Here is a 17,452-nt window from a genome sequence, read left to right as displayed (position 1 = left end):
CGGCGCATGCGGCGCGGGCGGCGTCGCGGCCACCCGTACGGGCGCCTCGGCCGGCTGATGCGCCGGCGTCGCCGCCGCCAGGGTCGCGCCCATCGTCGCGCGCGGGTTGGCCACCGGCAGCGGCTTCGATCCGGGGGCGGGCAGGCGGTCGGCCAGCGACGCCATCTGGATGAACTGCGTCGGCGCCATCGGCCGGACGCCGGGCAGGAAACGGGCGGACAGCGCCCCCAGCCGGTCCGGCTGGTTCAGCAGCGCCCATTCCGCGCGCAGCATCGCGGTCTGTTCGCGGATATGCTGGGTGTCGGCGACGATGTGCGAGATCTGCTGGTCCAGCAGGGTCGTCTGGTGCTTCTTGGAATAGAGGAACAACCCGGACAGGCCGGCCATCACGGCGCAAAGGAAGGTGAAGGACCGGATCATGGGCGATGTTCCGTGCTCGAGGGGGCTGAAGTCGGGCTTTCGGCGGTCGGCAGGCGTTCGATCGCGCGCAGGCGTGCGCTGCGGGCGCGGGGGTTGGCGCGGCATTCCGCGTCGGTGGGGCGCAGGGCCTTGGTGGTCAGCAACCGGAACGCCGGCGCGTCCCGTCCGGCGCGCATGGCGCCGGGGTCGTGGCGCGAGGGGGCGGGCAGCCGGCCGGCGGCGCGGTTCATCGCCCGCTTGACCAGCCGGTCTTCCAGCGAATGGAACGACACGACGACCAGCCGGCCGCCCGGCGACAGCATCTCCATCGCCTGGTCCAGGCCCGAGACGATCTGCCCCAGCTCGTCATTCACATGGATGCGGATGCCCTGGAACGACCGGGTGGCGGGGTCGATGCCCGACCGGTCGCCCGGCACGACCGAGCGGATGATCTCGGCCAGGCGGAACGTCGTCAGGATCGGGGCCTCGGCGCGCGCGGCGACGATGGCGCCGGCGACGCGGCGCGAGCGTCGTTCCTCGCCATACTCATAGATGATGTTCGCCAGGTCGGCTTCCGCCATCGTGTTGACGATGTCGGCCGCCGTCGGGCCGGTGTCGCCCATCCGCATGTCCAGCGGCCCGTCCGTCCGGAACGAGAACCCGCGCTCGACCTCGTCCAGCTGGAAGGACGACACGCCCAGGTCCAGCACGACGCCGTCCAGCATCGGCGCGTCGCGCTCCGCCAGCAGGTCGCGCATCTCGCCGAAGCCGCCCTGCACCATGTGCAGGCGCGATGTTCCGTCCGGCGCGCGCAGTTCGGCCTGCAGCGCCTCGCCCCGCCGGATGGCGGCGGGGTCGCGGTCGATGGCCCACAGCGTGCAGCGCGCGGCCGACAGGATGGCGCGGGCATAGCCGCCGCCGCCGAACGTGCCGTCCAGATAGGTCGCGCCGTCGCGGGGGGCCAGCATGTCCAGCACCTCGGACAGCATGACCGGGATGTGGCCGGGGGTGGGCAGGGCGGTCATGGCGCAGCGCCCCCGTTGCCGCCCCGTGCCGGCAGCGCCACCTGGCGTGAGCGCGTCCGGGCTTCGGCGCGCCGGCGTTCGGCGGCGGCGGGCTCCCAGATCTGGAAGATGCGGCCCAGCCCCATGAACGCCACGCTGTCGGTCAGGCGGGCATGCTCTTTCAGCGTGTCGGGCAGGATGATCCGCCCCTCGCGGTCCGAATCCGCGGGATAGGCGTCGGCGTAGAGCGCCGCGGCCATGTCGTCATGGTCGTCCGAGAACATGTCCAGCCGGTCGAGCGGCTGGCTGAGGGCGGCGAAGGTGGCGGGCGGCCAGGCCTCGATGCACGGATGCTGATGCGAGGGGCGCAGGATGACCAGGGACTCGCCGGCGGCGGCCTGCGCGCGCAATGCGGTGCGGAAGCTCGCGGGGATCGAGACGCGCCCCTTGGCGTCGAGGCGGTTCTGGTGGGTGCCAAGGAACACACTCACGCTACGCGATGCCCCCCTTGGCTGATGTCGTGCGACGCGGCGCGTCAACTCCGTGCGCGTCGCGTGCTGCGGCTGTCGTCCGGGTTTTTATGGGATATCATGGGATTTTATGGGACGTCAAATTAAACGCACCGAAATTCTGGCGGAAAACCGCTGTTTTTTGCTGTTCAAGCAAGTTCCGGACCCAGCCGCCTAAATTATGGTGCGTCCAGACGGGATCCGGGCGGGGCGAATACGGATGTTTACGTTATGTTCTATTTATGAACGGCTGGACGATGCGGCCTTCGAACATGAAACGAAAAGAGAAAGAGGGGGGAAATGCCAGATGGTCTGTAAGCCGGGTTCTGTCCACCTTCTGACGAAGGGGGGCGACCATTCCTCTGGGACGCGCCTTGCGGCACGCCTCACGCGACCAACCCGAACGACGGGGCGGAGACCCCCGACGACCCCGCCCGAAGGCGGCCCGTCTGTCGTTCCTATTCGGTCTTGCTCCCGGTGGGGTTTGCCCTGCCGCCTGCGTTACCGCACGCGCGGTGCGCTCTTACCGCACCGTTTCACCCTTGCCCGCACCATCTCCGGCGAACCGGAATGCCGTGGGGGCGGTTTGTTTTCTGTGGCACTTTCCCTGGGGTCGCCCCCGCCGGCCGTTAGCCGGCACCGTTCCTCCGTGGAGCCCGGACTTTCCTCCATCGCATGGAAAATCCATGCAACAGCGGTCGCCCGACCATCTGGCCTGCGGAAACTGACGATGCCGTCGGGTTGCGTCAAGGGGGAATGCGCCGCATCAAAGACAGGTAACGGGGTGGAGGGGTGCTGGAATGGCTCTGGGACCGGAACGGCGCGCGGGGCCCGGGTTCATGGCGCGCCTTCTGCTGCGGCATCTGGCCAGTCGGGCCACCACGCGGGCGCGCGTGCCCCATTCGCTGGAAAGCATCCGGCGACTGCTGGACCGCCCGTGCTTTCCGCAACGCCTGTCCAGCCTGCCGCTGAGGCGCGTGCTGCACCTGCGCGTGCCCGGCGCGACCGAACTGCGCCCGGCGCGGCTTTACATTCCCCATGGGCGCGTCCGGGGGGTGGTCCTGTTCATGCACGGCGGCGGATTCGTCCATTGCGGGCTGAACTCGCATCACGGCATCTGCTGTCGCCTGGCCCGGGCCTCGGGGGCCGCGGTCCTGTCGTATGACTATCGCCTGGCGCCCGAACATCGCTTTCCCGCGGCGGTCGAGGATTGCCGGGCCGCGCTGGCCTGGCTGGCGGGCGAGGCCTGGCGCTGGGGCGGGCGCGTGGCGGTCGCGGGCGACAGCGCGGGCGGCAACCTGGCGGCCGTGCTGGCGTTGCTGGCGCGCGACGGGGACGGCCCCGACCTGGCGATGCAGTTGCTGTACTACCCGTCCTTATATGGTGCGCGCGATGTGCCGTCGCGCCAGACCTACGGGCATGGCTACATGCTGACGACCCGGCTGCTGGAATGGTACGCGCAGCAATATGTCCGCACGCCCGACGATTTGCGCGATCCGCTGGTCGCGCCGATTTTCGCGCCGTCGCTGTCGGGGGTGGCGCCGGCAGTGATCGTGCCGGCCGAGTGCGACCCGCTGCATGACGAGGGGACGGGCTATGCCGAGGCCCTGCGCGCGGTGGGCGTGCCCGCGACGGTGCGGTGCTTTCCCGGCACGATCCACGGCTACCTGAACCTGTATTCGATCATGCCGTGGGGCAAGGCGGCCATCCGCTTCGGCGGGCGGCAGTTGCGCGCGGCCTTCGCCGACAGCCGCGCGCGGCCCTGAGTCCGGGTTTTCCGCCGGGGTCAGATCTGCAGGATGCTGGAAAAATCGAAATCCGACCCCGGCGGGTTCTGCCCGATGCGGATCGTTGTCGGGTTGGGCATCGAATAAGGGGGGACGGGCAGGTTGTACGGCGCGGGCGCACCGATGAAGACCCGTCCGGCCAGGTCGAATTTCGACCCGTGGCAGGGGCAGGCATAGCCGCCGGGCCAGTTGGCGATGGGCGTGCTGGGGTCCGGCGTGGGGGCGTAGGTCGGCACGCAGCCCAGATGGGTGCAGATCCCCACCACCACCCCGTATTCGGGGGCGATGGAACGATGCCAGTTCGTGGCGTAGGGCGGCTGCTGGACCATGCCGGACGCCCCGTCGCGCAGGCGCGCCTTCAGCGACGCCTCCTGCAGTCGCGCCAGGGACGCCGGCGTGCGGTGGGTGATGAAAACCGGATTGCCGTGCCATACCACCGTAATCTGCTGGCCCGGCGGCAGCTTGGAGACGTCGACGTCGATCGGCGCATGCGCGGCGGCGGCGTCGCCCGGCCGCAGGCTGTCGAGGAACGGCCATGCGAACGCGGCCACCCCCGCGCCGGCGGTCGCCAGGGTCACCAGCGCCAGGAAATCGCGCCGCCCGGCGGCGGGGGCGGTGTCGGCCGGTATCGGTCCGGGCCGGGTCTGTCCGGTCGTCGTCATCTATGTCCTGTAAGCCGTATGTCGGGGGTAACGCCCCTTAGGTAACTGTCTCGCCGCCCCCGCAGCAAGGGGGGTGGTCGAAGTTAGCGGGGCAGGGGGTGGAACTGTCCGGGCGAACCCCAGTCGGTCTGCGCGGTCTGCGCCAGCCGGTCGATCTTCAGCGTGAACAGCTTGGGCAGCGCGCCCTTGGGACCGGGGCAGTGTCCCGAATGCTTTTCCATCACGTCGAAGCGCGCCGCGTCCGGCGGGTCGTTGCCGTTGACGATGAACAGCAGGCAGTCGCCGCGCGTGTCGGTCATGCCGTTGTGCGTCACCACGGTACGGAAATGTTCGACCAGCGCGGTGTCGTCGAACCAGTTGGCATGGCGGAAGGTGATCTGGTCGGCCGCCTGGTCCAGCCAGCCCATGCGCGCGCTGATGATGGCCAGCAGCGCCAGGGGCACGACCATCAGCACCCGCCTGACGATGCGCTGGCGCATCGTCAGGCGGGGGCGCCGTCCCGAAAGGGAAGGGTCTCGGGCCATGCCGGTTATACCATGTCCTCGTGCCACCGATGGCCGCTGCGCGCCAGCAGCGCGTTCGCCGCCGCCGGGCCCCAACTGCCGGCCGGGTAGGATTCCAGCGGCGCCTTGTTCTCGCTCCAGCCCTTCAGGATGGGATCGGCCCAGCGCCACGCGGCCTCGACCTCGTCACGGCGGATGAACAGCACCGGATCGCCGCGCACGACGTCCAGCAGCAGCCGTTCGTAGGCATCGGGATAGCGGGTGCTGAACGCCTTCTCGAAGGCGATGTTGATGTCGGCCCGGCGCAGGGACAGGGAGTCGGTCGGTGTCGGATCCTTGGTCGAGACCGACAGGGTCACGCCCTCGTCGGGCTGGATGCGGATGACCAGCCGGTTCGCCTCGGGGCGGGTCGGGAAGATCGACCACGGGGCGGCCTTGAACTGGATGACGATCTCGCTGCATTTCTCGGCCATCCGCTTGCCCGACCGCAGGTAGAACGGGACCGTGCCCCAGCGCCAGGAATGGATTTCGGCCCGGATGGCGACGTAGGTCTCGGTGTTGCTGGTCGCGTCCTGGCCCAGGTCTTCCAGGTAGCTCGGCAGGGTCTTGTCGCCCTCCTTGCCGCGCGTGTACTGGCCGCGCACCGTATAGGTGGCGACGTCCTCCGGCGCGATGGGGCGCAGGGCGTGCAGCACCTTCAGCTTCTCGTTGCGAAGGCTGTCGGCCTCCAGCGAGCCCGGCGGGTCCATCGCCACCAGGCAAAGCACCTGCAGCAGGTGATTCTGGATCATGTCGCGCAGCGCGCCGGACTTGTCATAGTACGGGCCGCGTCCTTCGACGCCCACCGTCTCGGCCGCCGTGATCTGGATGTACTCGATCGCATCGCTCGACCACAGCCGTTCGAACACCGGATTGGCGAAGCGCAGCGCGATCAGGTTCTGGACCGTCTCCTTGCCCAGGTAGTGGTCGATGCGGAAGATATGGTTTTCCGGGAAATGCTTGCCCACGCCGTCGTTGATGGCGTCGGCGCTGGTCAGGTCGGTGCCGATGGGCTTTTCCAGCACCACGCGGGATTGCGGGGTCACCAGGCCCTGGGTGCTCAGATTCTCGCAGATCTGGCCGTACAGGCCGGGTGCGGTCGCCAGGTAGTAGACGCGGATCCGGTCCGCCGGCGCGTCGGCCAGCAGGGATTTCAGCGCGGGCCAGGTGCTGTCGGCCTCGGCGCCGTTCAGGCTGACGTAATGGACCAGGTCCAGGAAGCGGCGCGCCGTGTCGTCGTTCAGGTCGTCCGGCTTGACGAAGGTTTTCAGCGCCTTCTCGGCGCGGGCCTGATATTCCTCACGCGACAGCGGGGACCGCGCGGTGCCGATGATGCGGGAGTCATCGGGGACCTGTCCGTCGCGATACCGGTAGTACAGCGCGGGCAGCAATTTACGCATCGTCAGATCGCCAGTGGCCCCGAACACGATGTAGTCGAAAGTATCCACGGGTGGGAGCTGAGCCATCGAAGCGGCCTCCTGCAAGGTTCTGATTGTTGCAATTGGGCGGCGCGCGGGCGCGCGTAGGCCGGCACCCTTGCCGTGGAGACGACCTGCCTTGGTCCGGTTTGGGCCGAGGCCCCCTTGGCTGTCAAGTTGCCATTGACCGGCCGCCACCGTCACGATAAGCCCGCCGTTCCCATCGCGCCCGGCCTGGTTTTCCATGCCTGCCGGGCCGGACGGGCGAGGTTCCAACCACGATGCTGGAGGCATGCGGTTCCATGGATGCGGAAAATTTTGCAGGCGACGACAAGGCGGCGGTCGGTGGAATCGCGGCGGACCGGCTGCGTAGCATCATCGAGCGGGTCGAGCGTCTGGAAGAGGAACGCAAGGCCCTGGCCGGCGATATCAAGGACATCTTCACCGAGGCGAAGTCCGCCGGTTTCGACGTGAAGGTCATCCGCCAGATCATCCGCCAGCGCAAGCAGGAACCCGCCGAGGTGGAGGAGCAGGAGACCCTGCTGGACATCTATCGCCGCGCCCTGGGTATGTGACATTCCGGGCATGTGACGTTCAACGGAACCCTTGCGCGGGACGGGGCTGATCTGGTCAGACTGGCGCGCGGATCCGTTCATTTCCTGGTCGTATGCCGATGCCGTTACCGTTTTCCGACTGGATGCCCTGGTGGCTGCAACTGGCGCTGCTGATTGGCGGTGCGCTGTTTGCCTTCGTGTGGCTGCTGATGCCCTTCGCCGTGTTCGGCGTCAAAGGCCGGCTGGATGCGATTGCGCTTCAGCTCGAGGATCTGCAGGCCGAATTGCGGGTCCTGGCCCTGGCGCCCGAGGATCGGCGCCCCGCGATGCCCGCCCCGCCGCGCACGGCCCCCGCCCCGGTGGTGGAGCCCGCGCCCGTGCCGGCGCGTCCGGCCGAGCCCCCGGCCGGCAGCCGGGCCAGCGACGCCTACGCGCCGCGCCCCGAACGTCCGGCGGCGCCTCGCCCGACCCGGTTCGACCCCCCGCCCGCCATCGAAACCCCGCGTGCGCCGCCGCCGGTGGAGCCTCCGCCGGCCATGCCGCCGCGTCCCGTGGTTCGTGCCCCGCTGGATGACGCCCGGCCCATGCCCTGGCACGACCGGCCGGCGGCCCCGCCGCGCGAGCCCCCGCCGATCGCCCGCCCCGCCCCACCGGTCGAGCGCGCCCCGATGGCGGATCGTGGGGGTGAGCCCAGGCACGCCGAACCGAGGCCGCTTGATTCCAGGCAGATTGGCCGGGAGGCGGTCGATCGCGCCCGGGCCGATGACGACTGGGCCGCGCGGCGTCCCCGGTCGGAGCCGACCCTACGCTGGCCGCCCCGAACCTGAGCAGTTCTCAGGGCTCTGCCCTGAAACCCGCCAAAGGGCCTAGCCCTTTGGAAACCCAGTCGTTTCATCCCTGAATGGGGTCCAGGGCCTCAGGCCCTGGTGGGTTCGGGCAACGCCCGACCTTTCCTGCCAGGTTTCGTCGGCCTCGGCGGCAGGAGGGCTATCTCAGCACCAGATCGTCGCGGTGGATCATTTCGTCGCGGCCGCGCCAGCCCAGCAGGCTTTCGATATCGTCCGAACGATGGCCTGCGATCTGGCGCGCGTCGGCGGCGCTGTAGGCCGACAGGCCGCGTGCGACCTCCCGCCCGTCGCGATCCGTCACCAGCACAAGGTCCCCGCGTTCGAACGTGCCGGTGATGGCATGGACGCCGGCCGGCAGCAGGGACGATCCGGCCGCCAGGGCCTGGCACGCGCCTTCGTCGATCGCCAGTCGTCCGGCCGGGGTCAGCCCGCCCGCGATCCAGCGCTTGCGGGCCGATCGGCCGTCGGGCGCGGGCAGGAACCACGAACAGCGCGCGCCCTCCAGCAGGCGCGCCAGCGGCCGCATGTCCTTGCCGATGGTGATGGCCATGGCGCATCCGGCCTGCGTCGCGATTCGCGCCGCCATCAGCTTGGTCCGCATCCCGCCCGAGGAATAGCCCGGCGGCGGCGCGCCGCCCATGGCCTCGATCTCGTCGGTCAGCGCGGCGATGACGGGCAGGTGCCGCGCGTCGGGGTCGGTGCGGGGGTCGGCGGTATACAGCCCGTCGATGTCCGACAGCAGGACCAACTGGTCGGCGCCCGTCATCTCGGCCACGCGGGCGGCGAGGCGGTCGTTGTCGCCGAAGCGGATCTCGGTCGTCGCGATCGCGTCGTTCTCGTTGATGACGGGAACGCAGCCCAGGCCCAGCAGCGTATCCAGCGTGGCGCGGGCGTTGAGGTAGCGGCGCCGGTCCTCGGTGTCGCCCGGGGTCAGCAGCATCTGGGCCGCGACCAGCCCGTGGGCCGACAGCGCGTCGGCCCAGGCCTGGGCCAGGCGGATCTGCCCGACCGAGGCCGCGGCCTGCTTTTCCTCCAGACGCAAGGTGGGCCGCGTCAGCCCCAGGCTGTGCCGCGCCAGCGCGATCGCGCCGGAGGAGACGACGATGACATCCGTCCCGTTCGCCCGCAGGGTGGCGATGTCGCGGGCGACACTGTCCAGCCAGGCGGTGCGCGGCGCCGCTTGCTCGGGGTCGACCACCAGCGCGCTGCCGATCTTCACGACGACGCGGCGGGCGGCCTTCAGCTCGGGCAGGGCGGGGGACGTCATGTCGCGGCGCCGTGGTCGGTGGCGCCATGGTCCGTGACGCCGGGGACGGCGCCTGCCTCGCGCTCGGCCGCGCGGGTGGCGGTGACGCGGTCCTGAAGCAGGCGCAGCACGGCGTCCACGCCCTGGCGTGTGGCGCCGGACAGGGTGACGACCGGCTGGCCGCTGGCCTTTTCCAGCGCCCGGCGGCGGCTGCTGATCTGCTGCGGCGTCATGGCGTCGGTCTTGTTCAGGGCGATGATTTCCGGCTTGTGGGCCAGGTTGCCGCCATATTCGTCCAGCTCGTGGCGGATGGTGCGCCAGGCCTCCACGACGTTGCCGGCGGCCCCGTCGATCAGATGCAGCAGGACCGCGCAGCGTTCGACGTGGCCCAGGAAGCGGTCGCCCAGCCCGGCGCCTTCATGCGCGCCTTCGATCAGGCCGGGAATGTCGGCGATCACGAATTCCTCGGCCACCGACAGGCGCACGACGCCCAACTGGGGGTGCAGGGTGGTGAACGGGTAATCCGCGATCTTGGGCCGTGCGGCGGAGACGACCGACAGGAAGGTGGATTTTCCGGCATTCGGCAGGCCGACCAGCCCGACATCGGCGATCAGCTTCAGCCGCAGCCAGACCCAGCGCTCTTCGCCTGGCCATCCCTTGTCGGCGCGGCGGGGGGCGCGGTTGGTGCTGGTCTTGAAATGGGCGTTGCCGTGGCCGCCGTCGCCGCCATGGCACAGGACGATGCGCTTGCCGGGCTGGTCCAGGTCGGCCAGCATGGTCTCGCGGTCCTCGTCGAAGATCTGGGTGCCGATCGGCACCTGGATCACCACCGGCGGCGCGGCCGCGCCGGTCCGGTCCGATCCTGCCCCGTTGCCGCCCTTGCGGGCGCGGAAATGCTGGGTGTAGCGGAAGTCGATCAGGGTGTTCAGATTATCCGCGGCCTCGAACACGATGTCGCCGCCGCGTCCGCCGCGCCCGCCGTCGGGGCCGCCGAATTCGATGTATTTTTCGCGCCGGAAGGCGACGACGCCATCGCCGCCATCGCCGGATTTCACGTAGATCTTGGCTTGATCGAGGAATTTCATCGTCAGTGATCCGGTCGGGATGGAACGGCGTAGGCCGCGTGCATCCGATATATAGGACGCAAAAAGGGCCGGTCACGAGGACCGGCCCTTTCCGGGTCGAAAGCGGTCCCGAAGGCGGGAGTGCTTATTCGGCGGCGATCGGCAGGGCCTCGACCGAGACGTGCACGCGGCCTTCGGCGCGACGCTCGAACTTCACCTGGCCGTCGACCAGCGCGAAGATCGTGTGGTCGCGGCCGAGGCCGACATTGCGGCCCGGCTTCATCTTCGTGCCGCGCTGACGGATGATGATGTTGCCGGCGATCACGCTTTCGCCGCCGAACTTCTTGACGCCGAGACGTCGGCCGGCGCTATCGCGCCCGTTGCGGGACGAACCGCCTGCCTTTTTTTGTGCCATTGCCTGAACTCCTGAATCTGGTCTGACCTGATGATCCTGTCCGGGACGTCACTGCGCCCCGTGCCGGATTCAGGCGGCGTTGATCGCGGCGATACGCAGCACGGTCACCGGCTGGCGATGGCCGTTCTTGCGGCGGCTGTTCTGCCGGCGGCGCTTCTTGAAGATGATGACCGTATCCAGACGGTCCTGCGCGATGACCGTCGCGGTGACGGTCGCGCCGGCAACGGTCGGGGCGCCGATGGTGGTGCCGCCTTCGCCGCCGACGGCGAGGATTTCCGTGAAGGTCACGGTGGAGCCGGCTTCGGCGTCGAGCTTCTCGACCTTGAGCACGGTGTCCGGGGAAACGCGATACTGCTTTCCGCCAGTGCGGATGACTGCGAACATCTTACCTGTCTTTCCGATCTCTCGGCGCGTGCGGCCCCGTGTGGAGCAGGCGACGCAACCCAGTCGCTTTTTATCTTTGGCCATGCGGACATGACGGCCCCCCGTCTGCGCGGGGGCGAGGTGCGGCTTTTACGGCCACCGCCCCGTCCGCGTCAACCCGCTTTTGCCGGGCGGGGCGGGCGAGGGCGCATTATGCGGAAAAAACGCCCCAAGGTGTCTTGCGCGTGATGCGGACGCACCCTATAAGCCCGATCCATCGTCGCTGCCAATGGAGAGGTGCCGGAGCGGTCGATCGGGGCGGTCTCGAAAACCGTTGTGCGTGCAAGCGTACCGTGGGTTCGAATCCCACCCTCTCCGCCAGGTCAGTCTGCCTTCGGGCAGGCCAAGAGCCGCCGATCCCGTCCTGCCGCGATGACAAGCGTCCTGAGCAGGTTGGACTTTGATCCTATGATGCGAACCTCATCCTCAGCGACCTTGATGCGCTGCGCCAGCGCGCGCAGGTCATTCCGCCGATAGCCGACCCTTTCGAGCCGGATGCGCTTGCGGGGCGGCTTGGAAGAAGTGCTGGATCATGGTCGATATGGCTGGCCGTGCCGCCGTGGCTGCTTGCAGCAGCGCGCCCTTGAAGCACGGTTTTCCCTGGTCATCAGCACAGGATTTGAGGGCGTACAGTTCGATATGGGCATTGCATGCACCACCGCGCCTCTCATGACGCCAGCGGCCTGTGCTTCAGGATGGGGGCTTGGGCCAGATTTTCAGGGCATGCTCGAACAGTTCTTCGCTGCGCTTCAATATGTCCTGCTCGGTCCATGTATTGCGCGAGTCCGAACGCAGCCAGGCATTCAGGCGCAGGTCGCTGTCCTTCACGATCTTCTCCCGCTTGACCGGGAAGGCTGAATTGGACGCGGCAGTGTTGTTGGCCCCCGTCAGCAAGGTGAGGTTGCCAATGGTGTTGACCAGGATCCTGCGGTAGCTCGCTGCATCTTGCCCCTCGGGGATTTCAATATCCGGATAGGGATAGTCCTCGACCCGCCCCTTTTGGGGTAGAAGGTGTTCCACCGTCACCGGGCCGGCAAGGTCGAGCTGTTCGTTTCGAGAGGTTGTCATCGTCTCGCCGAGTGCGCGCAATACCATGGCGCTGCGATCCGAACGGGATACGACGTAGAGAGGGTTGGTCAGCCAGCTTTCGAGGAACTTCCCATCATCGGGCCAGACCGCCGTCTGTTCCTGAGAGCGCAAAAGCTCATCCCGGATGACCTGTCCCACCGTCGGCAAGGTGCCCGGTTGATCTGCCGACGCAGCCTGCCGACGCGAATAGGCCTGTTTCGCCTTGGTCAGCAGAGAAAGGAAGAAGCGGTTGTAGTTCTTCGGGGTAAGCCCGCAGATGAATCGACGCACCATGAAGGATTCAAGATCGATGACGATCTGCTCGATTTCCGGACTGTTTATCCCAGAGCCTTCGACCGAGGCCAGAAACAGTAACAATGGGTGCACCGTGCTTGTATCGAGCGAGCGCAGTCTTCCGGCGAACACTTCCAGCCGCGACTTGCTGCCAGGTGCGATCAGTCGGGCGAAGTGACGGCTTGCAACCGTGAGTTCCTTCAAAAAATCTTCGTTGCTGGCGGTGCTCTCGTCCCTCCAGTCCCGGAATTCCTTGAACAATTGACCAATCCGGATGTCATTCTCGGTCTGCATCGTCAGGTAATGGAAGATGAACAGGTCGATGCGTGGTCGAATCAAGCGGCCTTGGCGTTCCTCGATATGCCAGAACCTGGTTTCGCCATCCGCGTTTGCGACTTCGACTTCTTCAGTGTCGAAATGCTGCCAGTATGTCCGGTAAAGCCTCTCCCCCTCCGCATCGCTGATCCGCATGAATACGAAATTTCGAATCAGGTCCGATGGCAAGAGCGGCTGGCCGCGTGCGTTCAGCGTTTCGAAGATCACCTGAGGATCGTCACCCTCTTCCAGTTCGATGACGATCAGTTGGAGTGATTCCGTCAGCGCTTGAACCAGTGCAAGAAAGCGATCCTGTACTGAGTGTGGGCACTCTTGCGCGGTGACATACTCCCTGATGGCGGATGAAAAATAGAGATAGGCTTGAGCCATGCGGGGAAGGCCGCCTTCATGGCCCGCGTAACTGGCCTTCAGCGCGTCAGGGCTGCCCGCGCTCATGACCTTGGTGAACATTGGGCGGTCTGAGTTGGTCGGCCAGACCTTGTGGATTTCCTCGGAGTCCTGTTCGCAGTCGGGGTTGCGGGTCAGACGGCGGAACCGCCTGATGTCTTCAGGTGCGGCATCGAACGTCTCGCTGGTATCCCGAAGGGCGGCCAGGAACAACTGAAGCGTCGTGAGTCGCTGCTGGCCGTCGATCACGTCCGACCGCGAAATACCGCGTCCTTGCACCGACGCCACGTTGAGGACGATCGCACCCAGGAAGTGAGAGCGAGCCTTGCCTTCGACTGATTTACCGATGCGTTCAAGATGGGCGAGGGTGCGCTTGAGAATGTCCTCCCAAAGCGGCGCCCATTGTTCCTCCTGGTTCCACACATATGAACGCTGAAAAAGGGGGATAAGAAATCGACGCTCTCTTGAGAACAATTCCTGGACTGTCAGCTTTTCCGGCTTCACCTCTACCCCCGAATCGCAACGATTTTCCAACGGACCTGGCTTGGGTTAGCGGCATTGCCATGGATGGGAAAGTGGATGTTCGTTGGTGAACCAAAGCCGCCTGTCCAGGACCCGCTTCATTCGGCCGGCGTCATACGGGTTTCGTCCACGAACCGCTCGGTCGCATCGTCGATGGTGCGACTGCGCCGTCCGGCGGGGGCGTGGACGTACAGGGTCTTGCTGTCGATCTTTTCCGTCGCCTCGGGCTGCGGCGGCATTTCATAGCGCGGTACGCGGCGATGGTCGGCCAGTTGCAGCTTCGGATTGAAGACCGAATTGAATTTCCAGATCATGGTCAGGAAATTCGTCTGTCCGCGCAGGGCCAGGCGCAGGGCGATGCCCATCGTGTCCTTGATCGCGCTCCAGCCCAGATGCTTCTGGTTCAGCACCTGCTGCGTCTTCACCAGTTCTTTGTAGAATTCTTCCAGCGGCAGGGTGGTCGGCAGCACCGCGTGCTGGATGTCGAACAGTCGATAATCCCGAGTCGTCAGGCGGCGTGCCTCGCGGTGCCAGATTTCCGTGCCCGGATATGGCGTTGTCACCGAGATATTCACGATATCCGGAATTTCCAGGCACCATTGGCGGATGACCTCGAAGCGCTGCCGGTCCCAGGAGGGATCGGCGATGATGTTGATCGCCACGATCAGGCCCAGCGACCGCGCGAATTCCAGCGCCTCGAAATTCCGGTCCAGCGACACGCGTTTGCGGAAATGCTTCAGCCCTTCCTCATCCACGGCCTCCATGCCGATGAAGATGTAGCTGAGCCCCAGTTCCTTCCAGAACCGGAAGACCTCCTTGTTACGCAGGAGCACGTCGGCGCGGGTCTCCAGGTAATATTCCTTGCGGATGCCACGGCGCCTGATTTCCTCGCCGATCGCCATGCCGTGTTCGGCATGGACGAAGGCCACGTCGTCGACGATGAAAATGCCGGGTTCGCGGATCGCCTCCAGTTCGTCAGCGATCACGCGCGGACTGGCGGTGCGGTAGGACCGGCCGTAAAAGGTCCAGGCGCTGCAGAATGTGCAGTCCCACGGGCAGCCACGCGCGAATTCGATCGACGCCGCCGGGTCGAGCGTGCCGATGAAATATTTCCGCCGGTGCCGCAGCAGGTCGCGCGCCGGCCTGATCTCGTCCAGTGAGGAGACGAAGACCGGTGGCGGCCCTTCGCCCGTCATGGTCACGACGCCGGGTACGGTGGTGATGTCCTGCCCGGCCTGCCGCGCGTCGAGCAGGCGTCCGACGGTGGCGTCGCCTTCGCCTTTCAGGATGCAGTCGATCGCGCCTTCGGCCAGGGTCAGCACATCGCGGGCGATGAACGATACCGAATGGCCGCCGACGAACAGGAAGACGCCGGGCATGCGGGCGCGCGTCTCGCGGCACAGATCGACGATTTCCGGGATGTTGGCCAGGTAGCTTCCGGAAAAACAGACGGCGTGGGGCCGGAATTCCTCGATCATCCGCCAATAGTCGCGGTGTGTTTCCACCTGCAGGTCGATGATTTGTACGATATGGCCGGCCTGCCGCGCCGCCCCTGCGACCAGTTCCAGCCCCAGCGGTTCCAGGCGCAGGAAAACCTTGGTGTACATCAGGGCACTGGGATGGACGGCGAGTACTCTCATTCTGACACCTCGATCTGCGCGAGACGGAGCGCAGGGGGAATGAAGTGGAGACAATACCGGCAGGCACTACGGGACCCGTTCGGTCAATGACCTGTCGTAGACACGAGTATTTTTTCAGATGGATCCGGATATGTCGCCCGGATCAGGTGTAATGGCACCCATGCGTAAAGGGCGGAAACCCGTTCTTGCGGAATTTTCGGCCTTAATTGTTCTCTTATGAGATCAATATTTCTATTGTATATTATGGATCAAGTCTGCGAATCGCCAGCGAACTCATGAAGATGTGAACGGGCCATGCTGTTCTGTCATGCGCGGGACGCCCTATCGGGGGGCGGACGATCCATGGCAGGATAAAAAGTGGAGACGCGATCGGGAAATGCCAACCTGGATAGTGAGCCATATCAATCAAGGAAACTGAGAATATAGCTATCAAGCGCGACAAGCGACGCGATTCAGGTTGCGTGACAGGAGGGACCGTGGAGATCGTTTTTTTCGAAAAGCCTGGTTGCGGGGGGAATGCCCGTCAGAAGGCGGCTTTATGTGCAGCCGGATACAAGGTCGACTCCCGTAACCTGTTGACCGAACCCTGGACAGCCGCGCGCCTGCGCCTCTTCTTTGGTGATTTGCCGGTAAAGGACTGGTTCAACCTGTCCGCACCGGCCGTCAAATCGGGGGCGGTGCGGCCCGAAGCGCTGACCGCTGAAGCCGCTCTGTCGTTGATGCTGCAGCAGCCGCTGCTTATTCGCCGCCCTCTGCTGGAGGTCGGCGAACGCCGGTGTGCGGGTTTTGCGGCAGCCGACCTTAAATCGCGACTGGGTCTGGAACTGCGCGAGACAGTGCCCGATGGATGCGCGCACCCGCCCGCCTGATGGTCTTGCGGCGGTGATCGAGGCCATCGTGCCGCCGGGCGATGGGATCGCATTCCTGTCACATTCAGGTCTTCGCCCGGGTCGCGATCTGTTGCTCGGCCTTCAACCGCGCGCTTTCGGGTCGTCCCGGTCGTGGACCAGTTCGCCGGCCACGTAGGTGGCGCGGACGGCGCGGTCGTCGCCCAGCATCATCAGCACGAACAGCAGGTCCTCGATCGTCTCGCAGGTCTCGGTGCGCTGGGCCAGCAAGGGGGTCGCCTTCGGGTCCAGCACGCACAGGTCGGCCTCCATGCCCACCGCCAGGGTGCCGATCCGGTCGTCCAGATAGAGCGACCGCGCGCCCCCCGCCGTGGCCAGCCAGAAGGCCTGCGCGGGATGAAGCCTGCGCCCGGTCGCCTGCGCGACCTTGTAGGCCTCGTTCAGCGAGCCGAGCTGCGAGAGGCTCGTGCCCGCGCCGATATCGGTGCCCAGGCCGACGCGGACCGGGCGCCGGGCATCGACGGCGTCGAACAGGCGGAACGACCCGCTGCCCAGGAACAGGTTGGAGGTCGGGCAGTGCGCCAGCGCGCTGCCGGTGTGGTGGCAGGTGCAGAAATCGTCCTCGGCGACATGGACCGCGTGGCCCAGGACGCTGCGTGGCCCCACCAGGCCGGCATGGGCGTAGACATCCAGATAGGACCGCCGGTTGGGGAACAACTGGCGGATCCATTCGATTTCGGCCGTGTTCTCGGCCAGGTGGGTCTGCATGAACAGCCCGTCGCGCTGGCGCAGCAGGCTGCCGGCGAGGTCGAGCTGTTCTTCGGTGCTGGTGGCGGCGAAGCGCGGGGTCACGGCATACAGCTGCCGCCCGCGTCCATGCCATCGGTCGATCAGCGCCAGTGATTCGTCATATCCCCCCTGTGCGGTGTCGCGCAGGTTGTCGGGGGCGTTGCGGTCCATCAGCACCTTGCCGGCCACCATGCGCGTGTTCAGCCGCGCCGATTCGTCGAAGAACGCCTCGACCGACTGTGGATGGACGGTGCAGTAGACGGCGGCGGTGGTGGTGCCGGCGCGCAGCAGTTCGCGCAGGAAGCGGCGGGCGACGGCGCGGGCGTGGGATGGATCGGCGAATTTGGCCTCGGTGGGGAAGGTATAGCGTTCCAGCCATTCCAGAAGCTGTTCGCCATAGGCCGCGATCATCGGCAATTGCGGGTAATGGACATGCGTGTCCACGAACCCGGCCGACAGGATGGAATCGGCATAGCGGGTGATCGGGGTACCTTCGGGGATCGTGTGGCGCAGGGCCTCGAACGGGCCGAACTGGCTGATCCGCCCGCCTTCGACCAGGATCAGGGCGTCGTCCTCGTGCACCAGGGCGTGGGCAGGGTCGTCCAGGAACGGGTCGGCGCGGAAGGTGATGGCCCGTCCGCGCAGGGCGCGGGTGGTGGGGCCGGACGGTGGGGGCTGGGTCATCAATGGGGCTCGG

General features: G+C 66.6%; 17 protein-coding genes, 1 tRNA gene and 1 other RNA gene. 5 read left to right on the top strand and 14 right to left on the bottom strand.

What is annotated here, in order from left to right; translation table 11 throughout:
- The 4 genes from ftsL to rnpB form a co-directional block, all read right to left on the bottom strand.
- A partial coding sequence (gene ftsL / locus HLH21_RS13770) for a cell division protein FtsL (RefSeq protein WP_456305464.1) occupies positions 1–420 on the bottom strand: 420 nt, incomplete at its 3' end.
- A complete protein-coding gene (rsmH, locus tag HLH21_RS13765; RefSeq protein ID WP_182944317.1) occupies positions 417–1,424 on the bottom strand; it encodes a 16S rRNA (cytosine(1402)-N(4))-methyltransferase RsmH in 1,008 nt (335 codons plus the stop codon). The genes rsmH and ftsL, both read right to left, overlap by 4 nt.
- Positions 1,421–1,894 carry a division/cell wall cluster transcriptional repressor MraZ gene (gene mraZ, locus HLH21_RS13760; protein ID WP_182944316.1) on the bottom strand — a complete coding sequence of 158 codons (474 nt, stop codon included), beginning with the start codon at positions 1,892–1,894 and terminating at the stop codon, positions 1,421–1,423. Before mraZ ends, rsmH begins: the two co-directional genes overlap by 4 nt.
- 317 nt (positions 1,895–2,211) lie before the next feature.
- Positions 2,212–2,626, bottom strand: an RNA gene (gene rnpB / locus HLH21_RS13755) — RNase P RNA component class A.
- A gap of 125 nt (positions 2,627–2,751) precedes the next feature.
- Between rnpB and HLH21_RS13750 the strand changes: the two genes are divergently transcribed.
- Positions 2,752–3,678, top strand: a complete 927-nt coding sequence (locus tag HLH21_RS13750; protein ID WP_246379752.1) for an alpha/beta hydrolase — start codon at positions 2,752–2,754, stop codon at positions 3,676–3,678.
- A 20-nt stretch (positions 3,679–3,698) separates the two neighbouring features.
- On the opposite strand, the gene petA is transcribed toward HLH21_RS13750, so the two are convergent.
- The 3 genes from petA to zwf form a co-directional block, all read right to left on the bottom strand.
- On the bottom strand, positions 3,699–4,361 hold the full coding sequence (petA, locus tag HLH21_RS13745; protein WP_182944314.1) for a ubiquinol-cytochrome c reductase iron-sulfur subunit: 663 nt from the start codon (positions 4,359–4,361) through the stop codon (positions 3,699–3,701).
- A gap of 83 nt (positions 4,362–4,444) precedes the next feature.
- Positions 4,445–4,885: a hypothetical protein gene (locus HLH21_RS13740; RefSeq protein ID WP_182944313.1), complete on the bottom strand. Its 441-nt coding sequence runs from the start codon at positions 4,883–4,885 to the stop codon at positions 4,445–4,447.
- A gap of 5 nt (positions 4,886–4,890) precedes the next feature.
- Entirely contained in the window at positions 4,891–6,369 is a 1,479-nt protein-coding gene (gene zwf / locus HLH21_RS13735) for a glucose-6-phosphate dehydrogenase (RefSeq protein WP_182944312.1), read from the bottom strand.
- A gap of 254 nt (positions 6,370–6,623) precedes the next feature.
- Between zwf and HLH21_RS13730 the strand changes: the two genes are divergently transcribed.
- Complete coding sequence (locus tag HLH21_RS13730) at positions 6,624–6,896, top strand: DUF2312 domain-containing protein (RefSeq protein ID WP_182944311.1); 273 nt, start codon at positions 6,624–6,626, stop codon at positions 6,894–6,896.
- Between the two features lie 98 nt (positions 6,897–6,994).
- A complete protein-coding gene (locus HLH21_RS13725; protein WP_182944310.1) occupies positions 6,995–7,702 on the top strand; it encodes a hypothetical protein in 708 nt (235 codons plus the stop codon).
- 160 nt (positions 7,703–7,862) lie between these two features.
- Here the strand turns inward: HLH21_RS13725 and proB are convergent, their stop codons facing one another.
- The 4 genes from proB to rplU all read right to left on the bottom strand — a co-directional run bounded on the left by proB (position 7,863) and on the right by rplU (position 10,832).
- A complete protein-coding gene (proB, locus tag HLH21_RS13720) occupies positions 7,863–8,990 on the bottom strand; it encodes a glutamate 5-kinase (RefSeq protein ID WP_182944309.1) in 1,128 nt (375 codons plus the stop codon).
- Positions 8,987–10,054 (bottom strand): GTPase ObgE, encoded by a 1,068-nt coding sequence (gene obgE, locus HLH21_RS13715; protein WP_182944308.1) that lies wholly within the window; start codon positions 10,052–10,054, stop codon positions 8,987–8,989. The genes proB and obgE overlap by 4 nt, the downstream gene beginning before the upstream one ends.
- A gap of 124 nt (positions 10,055–10,178) precedes the next feature.
- A complete protein-coding gene (rpmA, locus tag HLH21_RS13710) occupies positions 10,179–10,448 on the bottom strand; it encodes a 50S ribosomal protein L27 (protein WP_182944307.1) in 270 nt (89 codons plus the stop codon).
- Between the two features lie 69 nt (positions 10,449–10,517).
- Positions 10,518–10,832 (bottom strand): 50S ribosomal protein L21, encoded by a 315-nt coding sequence (rplU, locus tag HLH21_RS13705; RefSeq protein WP_182944306.1) that lies wholly within the window; start codon positions 10,830–10,832, stop codon positions 10,518–10,520.
- 270 nt (positions 10,833–11,102) lie between these two features.
- Between rplU and HLH21_RS13700 the strand changes: the two genes are divergently transcribed.
- Positions 11,103–11,192: transfer RNA gene (locus tag HLH21_RS13700), tRNA-Ser, on the top strand.
- Positions 11,193–11,561: 369 nt separating this feature from the next.
- On the opposite strand, the gene HLH21_RS13695 is transcribed toward HLH21_RS13700, so the two are convergent.
- Positions 11,562–13,460, bottom strand: coding sequence for a DUF262 domain-containing protein (locus HLH21_RS13695; RefSeq protein WP_182944305.1), 1,899 nt, complete (start codon positions 13,458–13,460; stop codon positions 11,562–11,564).
- A 116-nt stretch (positions 13,461–13,576) separates the two neighbouring features.
- Entirely contained in the window at positions 13,577–15,118 is a 1,542-nt protein-coding gene (hpnR, locus tag HLH21_RS13690) for a hopanoid C-3 methylase HpnR (protein ID WP_182944304.1), read from the bottom strand.
- A 476-nt stretch (positions 15,119–15,594) separates the two neighbouring features.
- Between hpnR and HLH21_RS13685 the strand changes: the two genes are divergently transcribed.
- Positions 15,595–15,987 carry an ArsC/Spx/MgsR family protein gene (locus HLH21_RS13685; protein ID WP_182944303.1) on the top strand — a complete coding sequence of 131 codons (393 nt, stop codon included), beginning with the start codon at positions 15,595–15,597 and terminating at the stop codon, positions 15,985–15,987.
- Positions 15,988–16,089: 102 nt separating this feature from the next.
- Here the strand turns inward: HLH21_RS13685 and guaD are convergent, their stop codons facing one another.
- Positions 16,090–17,439 (bottom strand): guanine deaminase, encoded by a 1,350-nt coding sequence (guaD, locus tag HLH21_RS13680; protein WP_182944302.1) that lies wholly within the window; start codon positions 17,437–17,439, stop codon positions 16,090–16,092.
- Positions 17,440–17,452 lie beyond the last annotated feature (13 nt).

The organism is Gluconacetobacter johannae, from assembly GCF_014174305.1.
GTDB classification, from domain to species: domain Bacteria; phylum Pseudomonadota; class Alphaproteobacteria; order Acetobacterales; family Acetobacteraceae; genus Gluconacetobacter; species Gluconacetobacter johannae.
The sequence above is the reverse complement of the archived record's forward strand: the minus strand, read 5'-3'. Positions and strand labels throughout refer to the sequence as shown.

Excerpts from the sequence above, each read along its gene's own strand:
- HLH21_RS13730 (WP_182944311.1), top strand. The coding sequence starts at position 6,624 with ATGGATGCGGAAAATTTTGCAGGCGACGACAAGGCGGCGGTCGGTGGA.
- obgE (WP_182944308.1), bottom strand. The coding sequence starts at position 10,054 with ATGAAATTCCTCGATCAAGCCAAGATCTACGTGAAATCCGGCGATGGC.
- guaD (WP_182944302.1), bottom strand. The coding sequence starts at position 17,439 with ATGACCCAGCCCCCACCGTCCGGCCCCACCACCCGCGCCCTGCGCGGA.
- HLH21_RS13750 (WP_246379752.1), top strand. The coding sequence starts at position 2,752 with ATGGCGCGCCTTCTGCTGCGGCATCTGGCCAGTCGGGCCACCACGCGG.
- petA (WP_182944314.1), bottom strand. The coding sequence starts at position 4,361 with ATGACGACGACCGGACAGACCCGGCCCGGACCGATACCGGCCGACACC.
- zwf (WP_182944312.1), bottom strand. The coding sequence starts at position 6,369 with ATGGCTCAGCTCCCACCCGTGGATACTTTCGACTACATCGTGTTCGGG.
- proB (WP_182944309.1), bottom strand. The coding sequence starts at position 8,990 with ATGACGTCCCCCGCCCTGCCCGAGCTGAAGGCCGCCCGCCGCGTCGTC.
- rsmH (WP_182944317.1), bottom strand. The coding sequence starts at position 1,424 with ATGACCGCCCTGCCCACCCCCGGCCACATCCCGGTCATGCTGTCCGAG.
- hpnR (WP_182944304.1), bottom strand. The coding sequence starts at position 15,118 with ATGAGAGTACTCGCCGTCCATCCCAGTGCCCTGATGTACACCAAGGTT.
- rplU (WP_182944306.1), bottom strand. The coding sequence starts at position 10,832 with ATGTTCGCAGTCATCCGCACTGGCGGAAAGCAGTATCGCGTTTCCCCG.
- HLH21_RS13740 (WP_182944313.1), bottom strand. The coding sequence starts at position 4,885 with ATGGCCCGAGACCCTTCCCTTTCGGGACGGCGCCCCCGCCTGACGATG.
- rpmA (WP_182944307.1), bottom strand. The coding sequence starts at position 10,448 with ATGGCACAAAAAAAGGCAGGCGGTTCGTCCCGCAACGGGCGCGATAGC.
- HLH21_RS13725 (WP_182944310.1), top strand. The coding sequence starts at position 6,995 with ATGCCGTTACCGTTTTCCGACTGGATGCCCTGGTGGCTGCAACTGGCG.